This window comes from Bradyrhizobium sp. SZCCT0231 (assembly GCF_018130245.1).
Taxonomy (GTDB): domain Bacteria; phylum Pseudomonadota; class Alphaproteobacteria; order Rhizobiales; family Xanthobacteraceae; genus Bradyrhizobium; species Bradyrhizobium japonicum_F.
Map to the genome: position 1 here is coordinate 525107 of NZ_JAFCKP010000001.1, position 18216 is coordinate 543322.

Annotated in this window: 16 protein-coding genes; 9 read left to right on the forward strand and 7 right to left on the reverse strand. The window is 64.7% G+C overall.

The window, feature by feature from the left end; translation table 11 throughout:
• Positions 1–88 precede the first annotated feature (88 nt).
• On the reverse strand, positions 89–376 hold the full coding sequence (locus tag JQ566_RS02365; protein ID WP_212369280.1) for a hypothetical protein: 288 nt from the start codon (positions 374–376) through the stop codon (positions 89–91).
• Between the two features lie 110 nt (positions 377–486).
• On the opposite strand from JQ566_RS02365, the gene JQ566_RS02370 reads away from it, so the two are divergent.
• From JQ566_RS02370 to JQ566_RS02380, 3 genes are all read left to right on the forward strand, one after another.
• Positions 487–1887 carry a CoA transferase gene (locus JQ566_RS02370; protein ID WP_212369283.1) on the forward strand — a complete coding sequence of 467 codons (1401 nt, stop codon included), beginning with the start codon at positions 487–489 and terminating at the stop codon, positions 1885–1887.
• A gap of 145 nt (positions 1888–2032) precedes the next feature.
• Positions 2033–3274, forward strand: coding sequence for an efflux RND transporter periplasmic adaptor subunit (locus JQ566_RS02375; protein ID WP_212369286.1), 1242 nt, complete (start codon positions 2033–2035; stop codon positions 3272–3274).
• A 28-nt stretch (positions 3275–3302) separates the two neighbouring features.
• The gene (locus tag JQ566_RS02380; RefSeq protein ID WP_212369289.1) at positions 3303–6419 is read left to right on the forward strand and encodes an efflux RND transporter permease subunit; all 3117 of its coding nucleotides are present in this window, start codon (positions 3303–3305) and stop codon (positions 6417–6419) included.
• Between the two features lie 3 nt (positions 6420–6422).
• On the opposite strand, the gene JQ566_RS02385 is transcribed toward JQ566_RS02380, so the two are convergent.
• A complete protein-coding gene (locus tag JQ566_RS02385) occupies positions 6423–7385 on the reverse strand; it encodes an amidohydrolase family protein (RefSeq protein WP_212369292.1) in 963 nt (320 codons plus the stop codon).
• A 221-nt stretch (positions 7386–7606) separates the two neighbouring features.
• Here JQ566_RS02385 and JQ566_RS02390 point away from each other — a divergent pair, with 221 nt between their 5' ends.
• Complete coding sequence (locus tag JQ566_RS02390; protein WP_212369296.1) at positions 7607–9301, forward strand: COG3904 family protein; 1695 nt, start codon at positions 7607–7609, stop codon at positions 9299–9301.
• Positions 9302–9396: 95 nt separating this feature from the next.
• Here JQ566_RS02390 and JQ566_RS02395 read toward each other — a convergent pair whose 3' ends face one another.
• The 3 genes from JQ566_RS02395 to JQ566_RS02405 form a co-directional block, all read right to left on the reverse strand.
• The gene (locus JQ566_RS02395) at positions 9397–10827 is read right to left on the reverse strand and encodes a TolC family outer membrane protein (RefSeq protein ID WP_212369313.1); all 1431 of its coding nucleotides are present in this window, start codon (positions 10825–10827) and stop codon (positions 9397–9399) included.
• A 187-nt stretch (positions 10828–11014) separates the two neighbouring features.
• Positions 11015–11794 carry an enoyl-CoA hydratase gene (locus tag JQ566_RS02400; RefSeq protein ID WP_212369316.1) on the reverse strand — a complete coding sequence of 260 codons (780 nt, stop codon included), beginning with the start codon at positions 11792–11794 and terminating at the stop codon, positions 11015–11017.
• A 146-nt stretch (positions 11795–11940) separates the two neighbouring features.
• Positions 11941–12612, reverse strand: a complete 672-nt coding sequence (locus tag JQ566_RS02405; RefSeq protein WP_212369319.1) for a hypothetical protein — start codon at positions 12610–12612, stop codon at positions 11941–11943.
• 291 nt (positions 12613–12903) lie between these two features.
• On the opposite strand from JQ566_RS02405, the gene JQ566_RS02410 reads away from it, so the two are divergent.
• Together JQ566_RS02410 and JQ566_RS02415 are read left to right on the forward strand one after the other, a co-directional pair.
• Positions 12904–13449, forward strand: a complete 546-nt coding sequence (locus JQ566_RS02410) for a sigma-70 family RNA polymerase sigma factor (protein WP_212369322.1) — start codon at positions 12904–12906, stop codon at positions 13447–13449.
• A 2-nt stretch (positions 13450–13451) separates the two neighbouring features.
• Entirely contained in the window at positions 13452–14090 is a 639-nt protein-coding gene (locus JQ566_RS02415) for an NrsF family protein (RefSeq protein ID WP_212369324.1), read from the forward strand.
• Positions 14091–14187: 97 nt separating this feature from the next.
• On the opposite strand, the gene JQ566_RS02420 is transcribed toward JQ566_RS02415, so the two are convergent.
• Together JQ566_RS02420 and JQ566_RS02425 are read right to left on the reverse strand one after the other, a co-directional pair.
• A complete protein-coding gene (locus JQ566_RS02420) occupies positions 14188–15288 on the reverse strand; it encodes a DUF2336 domain-containing protein (RefSeq protein WP_212369327.1) in 1101 nt (366 codons plus the stop codon).
• Positions 15289–15349: 61 nt separating this feature from the next.
• Complete coding sequence (locus tag JQ566_RS02425) at positions 15350–16507, reverse strand: GGDEF domain-containing protein (protein ID WP_212369344.1); 1158 nt, start codon at positions 16505–16507, stop codon at positions 15350–15352.
• Here JQ566_RS02425 and JQ566_RS02430 point away from each other — a divergent pair.
• From JQ566_RS02430 to JQ566_RS02440, 3 genes are all read left to right on the forward strand, one after another.
• Positions 16500–16796 (forward strand): hypothetical protein, encoded by a 297-nt coding sequence (locus JQ566_RS02430; protein WP_212369347.1) that lies wholly within the window; start codon positions 16500–16502, stop codon positions 16794–16796. The two genes, JQ566_RS02425 and JQ566_RS02430, sit on opposite strands and share 8 nt — an antisense overlap.
• Before the next feature lie 150 nt (positions 16797–16946).
• The gene (locus JQ566_RS02435; RefSeq protein ID WP_212369350.1) at positions 16947–17516 is read left to right on the forward strand and encodes a sigma-70 family RNA polymerase sigma factor; all 570 of its coding nucleotides are present in this window, start codon (positions 16947–16949) and stop codon (positions 17514–17516) included.
• Positions 17513–18208 (forward strand): hypothetical protein, encoded by a 696-nt coding sequence (locus JQ566_RS02440; RefSeq protein WP_212369352.1) that lies wholly within the window; start codon positions 17513–17515, stop codon positions 18206–18208. Before JQ566_RS02435 ends, JQ566_RS02440 begins: the two co-directional genes overlap by 4 nt.
• Positions 18209–18216: the final 8 nt, after the last annotated feature.

Here is an 18216-nt window from a genome sequence, read left to right on the forward strand (position 1 = left end):
TGCGACGAAGCAATCCAGACTGCCGCCGTGGAACGATTCTGGATTGCTTCGCTGCGCTCGCAATGACGAGGAGAGACATGAGGGCCCCTCACTCCGGCGCCGCCCCGACCGGCGGGCCGCCGGGCGGGCGGTGCAGGAAGGTCAGCGAGGCAAAGGCGCCGGCCCAGGAGCCGATCGCGGCGAAGGCGACATAGAAGGCGTTCTCGGTGTAGCTGATCACGGCGTAAGAGGAGAGCAGGTACCAGACCGCGCTCCAGTTCGCCGCGGGGATGCGCTTGCGCGCGATCACGGCCGAGGTGAACATGACATAGACGGCGTCGGTGGCCGCCGTCGCGATGAACACGGCACCTGCGATGAGGGGATCGATGGCGGCCATTGCATTCCCTTATGTGCTGATGGATGGTCGTAAAAAATACAGCATGATCCGGAAAAGTGTGCAGCGGTTTTCCGAAAGATCATGCTCAACTGCAAGGGAGAGAAGCGGCCATGCAAAGCCCCGCCGATATTCTCAAGGACATCTGGACCACCGCAGGCGGCGACGAGGCCGCGCTCGATCGCGTGCGGCTGACCGGCAGCGAGCCGCAGATCCCATCCTCGTTTCGCGTCGCCGTCGCCGGCCAGACGACGATAGCCGCCGGCGGGCTCGCCGCCGCCGAGATTTGGCGGCTGCGCAGCGGTGAGACGCAGGACGTCCATGTCGACATGCGCCACGCCGTCGCCGAATGCCGCTCCGAGCGTTACCTGCGCGTCGACGACAAACCGCCGCCGCCGGCCTGGGACGCGATCGCCGGCGTCTACAGGACCGGCGATGGCCGCTTCGTCCGCTGCCACACCAATTTCCCGCATCATCGCGACGTCGTCTGCAAGGTGCTTGGTTGCGATGCGGAGCGTGGGAAGGTGCAGGCCGCGCTGATGCAATGGAAGGGAGAGGATTTCGAAACTGCGGCCTACGCCGCAGGCGGCGTTGTCGCCTTGATGCGCAGTTACGACGAATGGTCCGCGCTATCGCAGGCGCGTGCGCTCGCGCAATTGCCGCTGGTCTCGATCGAGCGGATCGGCGAGGCCCGGCCAAAGCCGTGGCCGAAAGGCCATCGCCCGCTCTCAGGCCTTCGCGTGCTCGATCTCTCCCGCGTCATCGCGGGTCCGGTCGCCGGCCGCACGCTCGCTGCGCACGGTGCGGACGTGCTGCTGGTGTCGGGGCCGGAGCTGCCCGCCATCCCCTGGCTCACCATCGATACCGGACGCGGCAAGCTCACCACCTTCATCGAGCTGAAGAGCGAAGCCGGGCGGGCGCAGCTGCGCGAGCTGTTGAAGGACGCCGACATCTTCTCGCAAGGCTATCGTCCGCGCGCGCTCGCCGCTCTCGGCTTTTCGCCGGAGGACGCAGCGCAAATCAATCCCGGCATCGTCTATGTCACGCTGTCGGCCTATGGCCACACCGGCCCCTGGGCCGAGCGGCGCGGCTTCGACTCCTTGGTGCAGACCACGACCGGCTTCAACCATGCCGAGGGGCAAGCTGCCGGCATCGACGGCCCCAAGGAATTGCCGGCGCAAATACTCGACCACGCCACCGGCTATCTGATGGCGTTCGGCGCGATGATCGCCAAAGCACGCCAGGCGCGCGAAGGCGGCAGCTGGCACGTGCGCGTGTCGCTGGCGCAGACCGGACGCTGGCTTTGGAGTCTCGGCCGGCTCGACGGCGGACTGAACGCCCCGGATCTTACGGGTGAGGCCGTACATGCTGCGTTCATCGAAAGCATGCCATCTGGCTTCGGCACGCTGAAGGCGGTGCGTCATTCGGCAGTGCTGTCGGCGACGCCGGCACAATGGAGCCGTCCCGCGATGCCGCTCGGCAGTCATCCGGCGCAGTGGCCGGTGCGAAGCTGACAGGAAGCTGACAAGTCGCGAAATTTTAGCGCCAACCGCAAGGGGCCGAGCGTTTTTTAGGTTGTTTGAAATCCCAATTCGGCACTATTAGCGCGACCGATGAGGCAGCCGTTTGCCGAGATCGTCGCAGACACGACCGGGCCCCATGGTAGTTGAAGAGACCAAACGATTGCAGGTGCTTACAAAACAACGAGTGATCGCATCCGTAGTTTTGCTAGCTCTTGCCGGCGCCGGTGCGTACGGCTTCCTTTCTTCGGGATCCAAGAAGAAGCACTCCGAGATCTCGAGCCAGTCGCGTAGGAATGCGCAGACATTCACGCCGACGCCGTCCGAATGGGCGACGCTGACGATCGAGCCGGTCAAGGCCAAGAGCTTCCGGGCCGAGTATGTCACCGAGGGCAAGGTCGCGGTCGACGAGGACCGCTCGACGCCGGTGTTCTCGCCCTATGCAGGCCGGGTCACCAAGCTGCTGGCCAAGCCGGGCGAGATGCTGAAGCAAGGTCAACCGCTGTTTACAATCGAAGCGGCCGACACCGTGCAGGCCCAGAACGATTTCATCGCGGCGATGACCTCGCAGAACAAGGCGAGGTCGGCGCTCGAGCTCTCCGATATCCAGTTCAAGCGCGCCAAGGACCTTTATGAGGGCCATGCCATTCCGCTGAAGGATTACCAGCAGGCGGAAGCGGCCCAGATCCAGGCGCAAAACGACATGCGCTCTTCGGTGACGGCGCTGGAAGCCGCGCGCAACAAGCTGCGCATCCTCGGCTTCACCGACGAGGCCATCAAGACATTCCAGGAAAAGGGCGTGATCGATCGGGAGATCACGATCTATTCGCCGATCTCCGGCACCGTCGTGCAGCGCAAGATCGGCCCGGGCCAATACGTCAATTCCGGCGCCAGCGATCCGGTCTTCGTGGTCGGCGACCTCTCCACGGTCTGGCTCACCGCGTTCGTGCGCGAGAGCGATGCGGCCGCGGTGTGCATCGGGCAGGACATCGCCGTCAATGTGATGGCGCTGCCGGGCCGTCCGTTCACCGCCAAGATCAACTACGTCGCCGCCGCGATCGACCCCACCGCCCGTCGCCTGCTGGTCCGCGCCACCATCGACAACAAGGACGGGCTGCTGAAGCCGGAAATGTTCGCGAATGTCACGATCTATTCGGCTGGCGACCGCGCCGCGCCAGCGGTGCCGAAGCAGGCGCTGATCTATGAAGCCGACAAGGTTCGCCTCTGGGTCGCGCGCGAGGACAAATCGGTCGAGCTGCGCCAGATCAAGATCGGTCTCATCAACGGCAACCTCGTCGAGGTCACGAGCAACCTGAAACCCGGCGAGCAGATCGTCACCAAGGGCAGCCTGTTCATCGACCGCGCGGCGTCCGGCAGCTGATCGACGACCCAAGAAATTGAAGACCTGAATGGATCGTCTCGTCGCCCTTGCCGTCAACCGGCGCTTCCTGATGGTCGGCATGTTCGTCGCCGTGCTGATCGGCGGCCTGATCGCGTTCAACCAGCTCAACATCGAGGCCTATCCCGACCCGACCCCGCCGATGGTCGACATCGTGACGCAAAGCCCGGGCCTGTCGGCCGAGGAGATCGAGCGCTACATCACGATCCCGATCGAGACCCAGGTCGCAGGTCTGAAGAACCTCACGACCATCCGCACCATCTCGCTCTACGGCCTCTCCGACGTCAAGCTGCAGTTCTCCTTCGCCTACACTTATGACGAGGCGTTGCAGCAGGTCTTGAACCGTCTAGCGCAGCTGGCGCCGCTGCCGGGCAACGTGCAGCCGCAGATCTCGCCGCTCAGCCCGATCGGTGAAATCTTCCGCTATCGCCTGGTCGGCCCGCCCAATTACAGCGTGCTCGACCTCAAGACCATCCAGGACTGGATTCTGCAGCGCCGCTTCCGCGCCGTGCCCGGCGTCATCGACGTCACCGGATGGGGCGGCAAGAGCAAGACCTACGAGCTCCAGGTCGACTTCAACAAGCTGGTCGCCAACGGCCTGACGCTGCCGCAACTGCTCCAGGCGGTGAGCAATTCCAACGTCAATGTCGGCGGCAACACCGTCGATATCGGGCAGCAATCGGCCGTGGTGCGCGGCGTCGGCCTGATCCGCTCGATCGACGACCTCGCCAACACCATGGTGGCGCAGACCGGCGGCAACCCGGTGCTGGTCAAGGACGTCGCAACCGTCACGATCGGTCAGAAGCCGCGTCTCGGCATCGCCGGTCTCGATGATTCCGACGACATCGTGCAGGGCATCGTGCTGATGCGCCGTGGCGAGCAGAGCTCGCCGACCATCAAGCGCGTCCACCAGCTCGTCCAGCAGATCAACAACTCCAGCATCCTGCCGCCCGGCGTGCGCATCGAGCGCATCTACGACCGCGGCGACCTGATCGAGCTCACCACCCACACCGTGCTGCACAACATGGTGATCGGCATCTTGCTGATCGTGCTGTTGCAGTGGATCTTCCTCGGCGATCTCCGCAGCGCGCTGATCGTCGGCGCCACCATTCCGTTCGCGCTGTTCTTCGCCGTCATCATCCTGGTGCTGCGCGGGGAATCGGCAAACCTCTTGTCGGTCGGCGCGATCGATTTCGGCCTGATCGTCGATGCCACCGTGATCATGGTGGAGGCGATCTTCCGGCGCCTGACGCAGACGACGCCGATGTCGGAATCCGAGCATATGTCGAACGAGACGCTGTTCGGCATGAAGAGCCATGCCATCCTCAGCGCGGCCGCCGACGTCTCGCGTTCGATCTTCTTCGCCGCGGCGATCATCATCGCGGCCTTCCTGCCGCTGTTCACGCTGTCCGGGGTCGAGGGCAATATCTTTGGGCCGATGGCCCGCACCTATGCCTATGCGCTCGCCGGCGGTCTCCTTGCGACGTTCACCGTCACGCCGGCGCTGTCCGCGATCATCCTGCCTGCGCATGTCGAGGAAACGGAGACCAGGGTGATGCTGATCCTGCACCGGTTGTACTCGCCGGTGCTGCATTGGGCGGTCGCCAATCGCAATATAGTCCTCGGCGGCGCCGTCGGCCTCGTGCTGATGACGGTGGCGCTCAGCCGGCTGCTCGGCCTCGAATTCCTGCCGAAGCTGGAGGAGGGCAATCTCTGGATCCGCGCCACGCTGCCGCCGACCATCTCGCTCCAGGAAGGCAACAGCTACGTCAACGAGATGCGCAAGGTGATCCGCGCCCGGCCCGAGGTCGAGTCCGTCGTGTCGCAGCACGGCCGTCCCGACGACGGCACCGACGCCGCCGGCTTCTTCAACGCCGAGTTCTTCGCGCCGCTGAAGCCCGTGAGCCAGTGGCCCGGCACCCGCGACAAGGAAGAGCTGACCGCGCAGCTGCTCAAGCAGCTGGACGATCGCTTCCCCGGCGTCGAGTTCAACTTCTCGCAATATCTCCAGGACAACGTCTCCGAAGCCGTTTCCGGCGTGAAGGGCGAGAACTCGATCAAGCTGTTCGGCAGCGACCTCCAGGCGCTCACCGACACCGCCAACAAGATCAAGTCGGTGCTGGCCACGGTGCAGGGCGTCACCGACCTTGCGGTGTTCACCTCGCTTGGGCAGCCGACCGTTCAGATCGACATCGATCGCGCCAAGGCCGCGCGCTACGGCCTTGCGCCGGGAGACATCAACGCCACCATCAAGGTCGCGATCGGCGGCGACACCGCCGGCGACCTTTATGAGCCCGGGAGCGACCGCCACTTCCCGATCATTGTCCGCCTCGCGCCGGAATACCGCCGCAGTGCCGAGGCGATCCAGAATTTGCGGATCGGCGCGCCCGGGCCGAACGGCACGGTCACGCAGATTCCCTTGAGCGAGGTCGCCACCATCAGCCTCGTCTCGGGCGCGGCCTACATCTATCGCGAGCAGCAGGAGCGCTATCTGCCGATCAAGTTCTCGGTGCGCGAACGCGATCTCGGCAGCGCAATCCGTGAGGCTCAGGACAAGATCGCGGAGGAGGTGCAGCTGCCGCCGGGCTCGCACATGGAATGGGTCGGCGAGTTCGGCAATCTCCAGGACGCGATCCGCCGCCTGTCGATCGTGGTGCCGATCTCGCTGGCACTGATCGGCGTGCTGCTCTGGTTCAATTTCGGCTCGATGGCGGACACGCTGCTCGCAATGAGCGTGATCCCGATGGCGATCTTCGGCGGCGTGCTGGGCCTGTTGATATCAGGCACGGCATTCAGCGTCTCCGCGGCGATCGGCTTCATCGCGCTGTTCGGCATCGCCGTGATGGACGGCATCATCATCCTGTCGCAGTTCAACCAGCTCATCGAAGAGGGCATGGACCGCATGAGCGCGGTGGTGCGCACCGGCGAGCTGCAGCTCCGGCCCGTGCTGATGACCTGCGTGGTCGCGGGCGTCGGCCTGCTGCCGGCGGCGCTGTCCGAAGGCATCGGCTCACAGGTGCAGAAGCCGCTCGCGGTCGTCGTCGTTACCGGCATGATGCTGGCGCCGGTCGTGATCCTGGTGACCTTGCCGGTGCTGATCTCCTTCTTCTCCCGCCGCGCGCGCTGACCGTCAGAACCCGTAGAGCCGCGCCGGATTGTCGACCAGGATCTTCTTGCGCACCTCCGCATCCGGTGCCCACACCGGAAGCTGGTTGAGCAGGCGGCCGTCGTCGATCTGATAGAGCGGCGCGAGGTCGGTGGCTTTTCGTCCCTCGACGCGGCTCGAATCCGGATGCGGCCAGTCGGTGCCCCAGACGATGCGGTCGGCATTTGCGGCAATCAGCGCGCGGGCATAGGGCACCATGTCCTGATAGTCGGGCGCGAGCTTCGACGAGCGATAGGCGCCGGAGATCTTCACATAGGCCTTGCCGGATTTGACGAGCGCGACGAGATCGGAGAAGCCCGGCTGCTCCAGCCCGAGCGAAGCCTCGAGGCCGCCGAAATGGTCGAACACGACAGGCACCGGCGCTGTCTCGACCAAGTCCTTGATCGCGGAGATCATGGCCAGCGTGGTGTAGAGCTGCACGTGCCAGCCGCGCGCCTTCATGCGTTCGACCGCGGCGGTGAAGCGCGGCCGGCCGACATTGGGATCATTGACGCCGCCGGTCGCCAGATTGAGGCGGATGCCGCGGAAGCCGTCCTGATGCATCGCATCGAGCGCGCTCTCCGGCGTCTTGTCGTCGATCACCGCGACACCGCGCGCGGTCGCGCCGCGCGCCTTCATGCCGAACAGCGTGGAGGAATTGTCGGTGCCGTAGACGCTCGGCGTCACGATCACCACGCGCTCGATATGCATCGCCTTGTGCAGCGCCGCCATTTCTTCCGGGCTCGCCGGCTCCGGCGTATAGACGCGCCCCGCGAAGAACGGAAACTTCTCGACATCGCCATGAATGTGAGTGTGGCAGTCGCAGGCATGCGCCGGGACCTCGAAATTGATCGGCGTCGCAGGCTGCGCCGCGCGGGCATGGGCTTTTCTGGTCATGGTTACTCCGGCGGCAAGGGAGGCGAACAGGACGCCGCGTCGGCTGAGCATGGTTTCTTTCCCTGCTTCGTTGTTTCGAATGGTTCTGAGCCAACAACACATCAATCGTGAAGCCACTGCAAGTGAGTCGTATGCAAGGCAGCAACCCGCAATATCGAAAGGTTCTACACGGGAAAGTTGCAATGTCGGGGCGGTCTCAAATATAGTCAGTCTTCGGGGGCGAAATGGGCGATTGGTATCTTTGCGATGGTGATGGAAGCCAGTACGGCCCAATGGACTGGGACGAGCTGGGCGTTCGCATTCAGCGTCAGTCCGATCCAAGCCTCGTCAGGGTTTGGCGGGACGGCTTCGTTGGTTGGAAGACGATCGAAGAGGCCATGGTCGCAATCGGCGCCGGCTCACCCGACCCGGTCGAACGGGAGAGCGTCGACCAAGCCCCACAGTCACAGTTGCGGCAAAACATCCTAGCGAAACACTGGAGAGGCGAATTTTCGCTTGGCTTTTCGTATTGGGTCGTCGGTATCTGCAGCAATCTTGTTGTCGCCGTCATCATCGGTCTGGTGGGTGCCTTCAGTCGGGGGACATACAATCCAACCGGCATCTTCCTGTTCTATGTCTTGCTTTGGTCGTTCATCGCCTCCCTTTGCATCTGGCAATTCGTTGGCGTTTGGCGGTCCGCTCAACGTCGCAAGGCCGAGCGTGCGGCGATGGGGAAGCGCGCGGCGTGGGCCTGGGCTGCTCAAATCATGGTGTGCCTCGGGGCGGTGCAGACCGTCGTCGCCGTCGTCAAAATCGCGATCCCGCAGATCGCCGAGGCAACGAGTATCGCGTTCATGGATGATCCGCGGATACCGTCCTATTCGATCAGGCTTCTGAACAACGGCTCGGAGATCGAAATTTCCGGCGGCATCAAGTTTGGTCTCTCGACCGATTTCGAGAAGATACTAAATGCATCACCCGGCGTGCGGACCGTTCACCTGGACAGCAACGGCGGCCGAATTGGCGAAGGTGAGAAGCTGAGTGCCATCATCAGAAGCAGGGGCCTGGACACTTATGTCGAGGCCAACTGCATGTCCGCCTGCACGCTGGTGTTTGTCGCCGGCCGTCAAAGGGTCATGAAAAAGGGCGCTCAACTGGGTTTTCATCGCGCAGCGTTTGCAGGCAGTGACAGCTTTGACGATGGTGCCGAGCGTTCGATCTATAGGGCAGCCGGAATAAGCGGTCCTTTCATAGAGCGCGCGTTGCTCACGCGGCACGAGGACATGTGGATCCCGTCAGGCGCTGAATTGTTGTCGGCCGGAGTCGTGACCAGAGTGTCAAGCGGTGATGAATATGCGCGCGGCGGCGGAGGAAGGTTCACGCGACACGATTTGGACAAGGCGCTTCAGAATTCTGCGTCAATGTATAGAGCGCTGAAGCAGGCCCAGCCGCAAGCGTACGACGAGATGCTGGAGATCGTCACGCGCGGTACGTCGACAGGAATTGCACAAGGCGAACTGACCGATCAAGTTCGCGCCAAGGTGGCCGAGATCATAAGCAAGCTGCTGCCCTTGGCGGATGATTCTGTTCTGATCGATTTTGGAAAGCTCGTCATCGAGCAGTACACCGCAATTGGAGCGCAGGACGGCGCCGCCTGTTACAGATATGCATCGGGACAGCCGGATCAAAATCTCGTCAAACTGATTCCGCCGCACCTGGCAGAGCGTGAGTTGGAATTGAACGCACGAATTATTCTGTCGGCGCGAAAGCGCCCTGATCCCGTCGGTAACGATCGGTCTTGGGAGAAGATCCGGGCAGGCCTCGATCTGAGGGGATATACGGTCAAAGACCTCGAATTGTTGAACGGAAAATCGATCGGTGCCGCGGACTACACGCGCTACTGCGACGTTGCAATAGCTCTGTACCGCGAGATCACGAGCCTCCCTCCGGCGGAGGCCGCAGGCGTTCTTCGTAAGTACCTCTCGTGACTCTGCTCGTCGCCAGTATGCAGGGAGCTTGAGGTCTCGATCGCACGAACGGGCGGCTGCGAGGACTGGCTGCGGATACGCGCCGCCGCCGACCTCTACTGCCCCGACGGCGTGCGCAGGCCGTGCCAGGCGTCGCGGACCTGGTGGTAATGCACCTCGGGCAGATAGTCGGGCGTGTTCAGGCTCAGCGTCTTGACGTCGAGATGGCCGATGGCGCTGAGCAGCGTGTAGGAGGCAATGACGCGATCACGCAGCGCGCCGATCAGGCGAGCCTTGGCCTGGATCAGATCGGCTTGCGAGTTCAAGACGTCCACGGTCGTGCGCTGTCCGCCGGCGGCCTCGCGCTGCACGCCCTGCAGCGCGACAGTCGCCGCCTTCACCTCGGACTCCGAGGCCGAGACCGTGATCTTGGCGCCTTCATTGGCAACCCAGGCGCTGACCGCCGCCGTACGCGCCTGGTTGCGCACCTGGTCGAGCACGAGCCGGCTCTGCGCCGTGATCTCCTTGGCCTGCCGGGTCTGCGCCGCGGCCTGGCCGCCGTCATAGATCGGCGCTGTGACATTGGCGACGATCGAAGCCTGGTCCTCGGCGAGGGTGCCGAGCGTCGGGTCGTTGTTGCGGCTTTTGCTGGCGCTGCCCTGGATGCTGGCGCTCGGCAGCAGCGTGCCTTCGGCGATGCGGATGTTGGTGGAGGCGACGTCGACGTCGAAGCTGGCTGCCATCACCGCCGGATGCTGGCGGATCGCCATCGTCATGGCGTCCTCGCGGCTCTTCGGCAGATAGCGGTCGACGATCTCGGCGGGCTTGAGCTGCGACGGCGCATTGCCGATCACTTGCGCATAGGTGGCCTGGCTGACGGCGAGCGCGACCTCGGCCGCGTTGAGATCGGCAAGGCCGCGGTTGAGACGGGCCTCGGCCTGCGCGGTGTCGGTCGGCGTGACATCGCCGGCATTGAGGCGGCGCTGGGTGACGGCGAGCGTCTCGCGCAGGAAGGCGACGTTGGAGCGCTGCGCCTCCACCAGCGACTGGTTGGCGAGCACGTTGGTGTAGGCGGTGACCGCATCGAGCAGCACGCCCTGGCCGACATTGCGCAGCGCCTCGCGGCCCGACTGCACTTGGAGTTCGGCGGCCCGCACGCTGTTAGCTGTGCGGAAGCCGTTGAACAGGGTCTGCGTCACGGTGACGCCGATGATCCAGGGCTTCAGATTGCCGGTCTGGATGGTGTTGTCGGGCAACAGATTGCGGACCGATTGCAGGCCGGCGCTGAGGCTCGCCACGATCTGCGGCCGGTAGCCGGCGAGCGCCTGCGGCACGTTCTCGTCGGTCGCGCGCTGGCGCGCGCGCTCGGCATTGAGCTGCGGATTGGTCTGGTAGGCCTTGGCCAGCGCCTCCGGCAGAGCTTCGGCCCAGGCGGCGGAGGGCAGGGCGCACGAGAGCGCCAGCGTGGTCCATGTCGCTAACACGGGACCCACGCCCGATCGACGCCGCGTCACCCCGCGACCAGCTCTGGCGGTACGCCCAATCATATGTTCCCGCTTAACCCCGGCTGTCCGCCCCCGCTGACGATGGCCTCTTAACTGTTTAGCCAGCCGAGGTCCCGCAGGCAAACTGCCGCGGGGAAAACTCCCATGTATTCCGTGCTTGTTGCAGGTGCGTCACAGGATTTCTGAGGGAAAGCGTCGGGGCCTTACACCAGCCTGACCGGTTTGCGCCCTACCGGTTCTTGTTCACCGGCTTGCGCTTCTCGATGAACGCGGCCATGCCCTCGGAGCGGTCCTCCAGCGCGAAGGTCGAGTGGAACAGGTTGCGCTCGACGCTCATGCCCTCGGCAAGCGTGGTCTCGAAGGCGCGGTTCACCGCTTCCTTGGCCATCGCGGCCGCAGGGCGCGACATGGCGGCGATCTTCTCGGCCGCCGCCATCACTTCGTCCATCAGCTTGTCGGCGGGTACGATGCGGCTGACGAGGCCCGAGCGCTCGGCTTCGGCTGCGTCCATCATCCGGCCGGTGAGGCAGAGATCCATCGCCTTGGACTTGCCGATCGCGCGGGTCAGGCGCTGGGTACCGCCGATGCCGGGAATGGTGCCGAGCGTGATCTCGGGCTGGCCGAACTTTGCGGTGTCGGCGGCGATGATGAAATCGCACATCATGGCGAGCTCGCAGCCGCCGCCGAGCGCGTAACCCGCGACCGCGGCGATCGTCGGCTTGCGGCAACGCGCGATGCGGTCGCCGCCGATCGCGGCAAAATCCTCGGAGAACATGTCGATGAAGCCCTTGGGCTGCATCTCCTTGATGTCGGCGCCGGCGGCAAAGGCCTTCTCGCTGCCGGTCACGACGATGCAGCCGATGGCGTCGTCGGCCTCGAGATCGTCGACCGCCGCGGCGATCTCGCGGAAGACGCCGAACGAGAGCGCGTTGAGCATTTTCGGCCGGTTCAGCTTGATGATGCCGACCGCATCGATGCTTTCGACGATGATGTGTTCGAACGTGCTCATGCTCCACCCACGCTTTTGATTGAGCGGGCAATGTGCCCGCTGGCGCGGTGGGCTTCAAGGGGCTACAGGCCCGCCGGAACGCGACGAAAGGCGCGTTCCGGATAAGGTCTGCCAGGCCAGTCCCCAGGCCGCCAATCGGCCAGCAATCACGCCATGAACATCCGCGCGGCGGATGCCAGCGTCAGCAGCGTGCCGACGCCGATGAAGATCTTGCCGATCAGGGAGCTCTGGTCCCAGGCCGAGCTCTGCTGGCTGCTTGCCATCACCGGCGCCGGCCGTGGCTGTGCCTCGGTTGCGGCAATCACCGCCTTCTGCGCCGGCGGGTTCTCCTGCACGGCGCGATCGATGTCGTTGAGCTGATCGGGCGCGACGACCTGGCTCTCGGGGGGGGCTGTGTTGGCATTATCGGCTGCTGCGTGCACATTGTCGTTGGCGCGGTTCGTCATCGCGGAGGCGGCAGCGGCAGTCGGCGTATCGGCGGCGAGCTGCGCATTGGCGTTGGCGACCTCCGGCGGCATCTGGCTCGACGCCGGTACCTGACTGTCGGTTTTGTCGTTCTTGGCCGCGTCGGCCTTGGCGGCGTCGGTCTTGGCCGCGGCGTCCTTCTTGTCGGCCTTGTCGTCGGATTTCTGCGTCGTCTTGCTGCTGCCGGTGCGGCGCGCGTCGTGGCGCCGGTGCTTGGCCGTGTCGGCCTGCTTGTCTGCGCTGTCCGCTTTACTGCTCGCGGCCGAACTCGGCGCCGCCTGTGCAACGCCCCCGAACAGCAAGAAAAGCCCGGCCAAGACGATCAGGGCCGCGCGCGCGCTGGTTTTCATCATGTTGACGATCTCCCCAATTCCGCCCGTCCCGGCAGCGAACAGAGACCCTGGGGCGTGACGACAGCGGGGCAGAAAATGGGAATCTTCGGGCTACACCCGGCAAAAACGGGGCAAACCGTCCCCCCGCGGCCGGCCGCCCGATGCGGGACGCGCCGATCGGTGTTATGAGCCGTCGCCGATGTTTGCGGCCGCGCCGGTCGCGAGGCCTGGGCCTCGATCACAAATTCGTGATATGGCCGGCCCCGCGTAACAAATTGAAAGAGCGGCCGAATTGCATGGTGAGGGGCGCGGGTGCGCGGACGTGAGGACGAATGGACCGGCCTGATGCGGTCGGCCATGGCTGGCGATGACGCAGCGTATCATCGCTTGTTGAAGGCAGTCACGCCGGTGCTGCGCGCCGCCGCGAGGCGCGGCTTGGCGCGGGCAGGTCAGCCTCCCGACCAGGCCGAGGATATCGTGCAGGAGATTCTGTTGGCGGTGCATCTGAAGCGGCACACCTGGGACAGCGAAGCCGCCTTCGCGCCCTGGCTGTTTGCGATCGGCCGCAACAAGCTGATCGACGCGCTCCGCCGGCGCGGCAAGCGCGTGTTCGTCAACATCGACGATTTCGCCGAGACGCTGCCGGGTGAGGCGCCGCAGGAGACCGCTTCGGCTGGCGAGGTCGCCGCCCAACTGGGCACCCTGCCGCAGCGTCAGCGCGACGTGCTGCAATCGATCGCGGTCGAGGCCGCCTCGATCAAGGATACGGCGGCAAAGTTCTCGATGAGCGAGGGTGCGGTGCGGGTCGCGCTGCATCGCGGACTTGCGGCGCTGACGGCCAAACTGCGGGACCACTAGTCATGGACACCGATCAACTCATTCGCTCGCTCGCCGCTGACAACGCGCACCGCGCGCCACGCGTCGGCGCCGTGCTGACCATGGCGCTGCTGGTGGCTGCGCCCCTGTCGATCCTGATCTTTGCGACATTCCTCGGCGTGCGCGCCGACGTGATGAGCGCCATGCGCAATCCATTCTTCGATATGAAGTTCGCGGTGACGCTGTCGCTTGCGATCCCCGCGATCATCGTCAGCCTGCATCTGTCGCGCCCTGAAGCCCTGCTGCGCGGCTGGGGCTGGCTGCTGCTGCTCCCCGTAGGCCTGCTTGCGGTTGCGATCGGCAGCGAGGCGATGATGGCGCCGGCCATGCCGGTGACGATGCGGCTGATGGGCAAGAACTCCAGGACTTGCCTGATAGCGATCCCCGCGATGTCCCTGCCGCTGCTCGCAGGGGCACTGTTCGGCCTCCGCCATGGCGCGCCGTCCAACCCTGCGCTTGCCGGAGCGTTCGCGGGCCTGGTGTCGGCCGGGCTTGCTGCGACGCTCTATGCCTCGCACTGCACCGACGATTCCCCGCTGTTCGTCGCGACCTGGTACACGCTCGCGACCGCGGTGGTGACCGCGATCGGCGCGGCGGTTGGATCGAGGGTCTTGCGGTATTAGCGCATGATCCGGAAAAGTGTGAAGCGGTTTTCCGAAAAGATCATGCTCAAATAGAAACCTAAAGCGCGATGACCATTCATCCCAATCTCATCGCGCTCTAGGCCGTCGGCGTCGCGTTCTGCATGCGGTGGAAGCGCAGCACCTGCTGCGCCGTCGATGAGCGCAGGGCCTCGTAGGCGTCGCGCAGCGCCAGCATGTCGGTCTGCGACCTGCCGGAGAGCTTCTCGCGCATGGTGATGATCGCGCGCACGCTCGACCATTGCATCCCCGCGACCTTGGCAAGGATCATCACGCCTTCTGTGCGGCTCTCGATCATCATGGTCTCGGCGGTCTCGACCGCGACGCCGGCGAGCGCCGCAAGGCCCGCATTGGTCTCATCGAACTTGCCCTGCTCGGCGAAAGTGGTGACCTGGAATTCGTTGAGGCGGCCGTCCTCGTGCAGCGACTTCACCAGTGCGCGCGCCATCTCGGTCTGCCTGGTCATGGCGGCGGCGCGGACCCGCTGGGCCGCCTGCTGCACCACGCTCGACACCTCGTCCGCGAGATCCGGATGCGCGGCCTCCAGCTTCCGGCGCACGGTCAAGGACGCCTTCGCAACCAGCTTCAGGTAATGATGGCGCGGCAGGTCGGGCCGCAAGCCGATGCAGGTGGCGAGGTGGTCGTCGCGTTCGGCGCGCGTGACGAGGTCGGCGAGACTTTGCTCGGAGAGCCGAGCGCCGGGATTGCTGACGGTCGATTGCACGATGTCCTCGTTGCCGCGTGTCACCAGCACGTCTGTCAGGGCTTCCGACAGAACCCGCCGCAGCGAGATCGCCTTCAGATGCGCCTGGCCCCGCGTGCGCGCGATCTCGATCAGGGTGGCCTCGTCCAGCCGTTCCGATTTCGATAGAACCGGGCCGGAGACCTCGATCACCTCGTCGAGCGCGAGCGTGCGGATGATCTTCGGCGGCGCAGCCGCGATCGGCGCGAGGCGCTCGGCGAGCAGCGCCCTGGCCGACGTCTCGATCTGCTCGATCAGGCACTGGAACACGTCGTCGAACACGCGGATGTGGTCGTCGGAATAGTCGACTGCGTTGCCCACGAAGAGATCAGTGACTCGGCGCAGCGTCTCGACCCGGCGCGCAACGGTGCCGTGCGAGAGGGCAGCCTGCAGTTCCTCGAGCAGGTTTTCGGATGGTCTTGCGGATTTGGAATTCATTGCCCTGTCCTGGAGCGTTCGGCCCGGCGGCGGCTTCTGCCGTCGGAGGAGAATGGATTGGTCAGCTCGTTGCAATGCAGTTGCGCCCTTGCGCCTTGGCGGAATAGAGCGCGCTGTCGGCGCGCGCGAGAGACGTGTCGGCAGTATCAGCGTCGCGCAGCGTCACGACGCCGGCGGAAATGGTCACCCGCATGCCCGGAGAGAATGCGCTCCAGTCGAGATCGGCGACGATGCCGCGCAAGCGCTCGAGCATGCGGAGCGCGACGTCGCCCGACGTGTCGGGCAGCAGCAGCAGGAATTCCTCGCCGCCGTAGCGGCCGAAACTGTCGGTCGGCCGGATGTTGGCGAAAATGGTGATCGCGAAGGTGCGCAGCACCTCATCGCCAATGGGATGGCCGTGTGCGTCGTTGATGCGCTTGAACCAGTCGAGATCGATAAGCGCGATCGCGCAAGGTGTGGATGCCTGCCGCGACTTTTCGACCTCGGCGTCTAGAAGCCGCATGATGCAGCGGCGGTTGTAGGAGCCGGTGAGCTCGTCGAGCTCGGCCAGTTCCTCGATGCGCCGATAGGCGGCCTTCAGTTCGATGCTGCGCCGGTACAGGATCTTGCGCAGGGTGGCGCCGAATAGGCCGAGGAACGCGCACTGGCCGATCACCAGCACGAAGCAGAGCATCGAGGCGGTTCGCTGCAGCCGGGTCGCGACCGGCAGTCCGATCGGCAGGTCCGATCCGAGGAAAACCAGGGCGAGCCCACAGGTGGCAAGGCCCCAGGTGAGCATTGCCTGGCGCGACGTCATGCGCAGCGTGCCGAACGCGAAGATCAGAAACAACACGGCGAGGAACGCGACCCCGACCGTCGGCACCGCGAGCAGGAATGCCAGTTGCAGCGCCATATGCGCCGAGATCTGATAGACGGTGAGGTAATGATCCTCGAACCGGTCGCCGAAACCGGCTTCCGACAGCACCGTGAACGTCCCGATGATCAGGAGGCCGCCGAGCCAGAACAGCGACGGAACGCCCATGGAGATCGTGCCGTCATGGGCGTAGAGCAGCAGGACCGAGGTGCCCAGCGAGTAGCTCGCGACCTGGCCGATATACATCTGGCGGCGCTGCCGGGCCCGGCGTGCCCTGACTTCGGGAGCCGTCGTCTCGGGCGCGAGGACGAGATCCGCGACCTCTGCGGCATTCCTCTCGGGGAAGGACGTCGCGGCCGTGCTCATGGTCCTGCCAATGGTGGATGATCAGCACAAAAATCTACGTGGCAAGCCTTTAGGTTTGGTATCCTTGAAATCGAATCCGAACCGTGCAGCACGGAACAAGGTGATCGGCCAGCGCGAGAATTTTACCGGCGATCACATATCGTGTGCGATGCGGTCGAGCCAAAGCAGGGCTTGGCGCGACAAACATGGTGCAGGGCTGCTATGGAACCGGACTTCGCCGGGCCACCACCTGTGCCGGACAGGCATTCCGCAGGGAATATCTCAGTATTATGTTACCGATCTGGACTGACGCCGCAGACCGCCGCGGGTGGGACAAGAAAAGTGCCTGTATGTGGGGTAGCTCACACAGGTCCGCGTATGACTGCGGTAAATTGAAGAATTTTGCACCCCCCGTCGAACCGTCCACCGCATCGACCCGACCAACTTTGCGAGACGGCCATTGAGCGTGACACAGGCGGCTTCGGACGAGATCCTGATCGCCAGGATCGCTCAAGGTGACCGGCTCGCCATGCAGGTGCTGTACGGGCGGCACCATGTCAGGGTTTACAGGTTCGGACTGAGGCTCGTGCGGGACGAGCAGGCGGCGGAAGACCTCATCAGCGAGGTGTTCCTCGACGTCTGGCGTCAAGCCGGCAAGTTCGAGGGCCGATCCGCCGTTTCCACCTGGCTGCTGGCAATCACCCGATTCAAGGCCCTGTCTGCGCTTCGGCGCAGGAGGGATTTCGAGCTGGACGAAGAAGCTGCCAACGCGATCGAGGATACGTCCGACGATCCGGAAACGGTGGTGCAGAAGAAGGATACCAGTGTGGCGTTGCGGGAGTGTCTGACGGGCCTCTCGCCGGAACACCGGGAGATCGTCGATCTCGTCTACTACCACGAGAAGTCCGTGGAAGAGGCGGCCGAGATCATCGGGATCCCGGAGAACACTGTGAAGACGCGCTTGTTCTATGCGCGCAAGAAATTGGCCGAACTGCTGAAGGCAGCCGGCGTTGAGCGAGGCTGGCCATGATGGCTTTGAGCAAGAAGATGCTGGAGCAAGAGCCCAGTGAAATTGAACTGCTGCTGCCGTGGCACGCTGCCGGCACGCTGAACGCGCGCGATGCGCGCCGTGTCGAGGAAGCGCTGGCGCGCGATCCCGAGCTTGCCAGGCAATATGCCGCGATCCGCGGCGAGTACGAAGAGACCATCCATCTGAACGAGAGCCTGGGCGCGCCGTCGGCGCGCGCGATGCAGAAGCTGTTCGCCGCGATCGACGCCGAGCCGGCCCGGGCGAGCGGCTCGCTGCCGCTGTCGGCGCGCATCTCGACCTTCTTCGCGAGCTTGTCGCCGCGCACGCTGGCGTGGTCCGCAAGCCTCGGCGCCGTCGCGCTCGTGCTGCAGGCCGGGATCATCGGGGCCGTGCTGATGAAAAACCAGCCGGCGACCTTCCAGACGGCTTCGCTCTCGACCAGCGCGCCGATCACACGCGAACTCGGTAGCACGGCCGCGCCGGCGCGCGCGCTGGTGCGGTTCACGCCCGAGGCGCGCGTCGCCGACATCACCGCGCTGCTCGACAGCTACCAGGCTTCGATCATCGGCGACGCCAAGGGCGGGATGTTCCGCCTCCAGTTCGAGCGGGCGATGAGCCAGGACGAGCTCGCCTCGCTGCTCGGCAGGATGCAGCGCGAGAAGTTCGTCAACCTCGCCGTCGCGGCGCCCTAGGCGCGCCG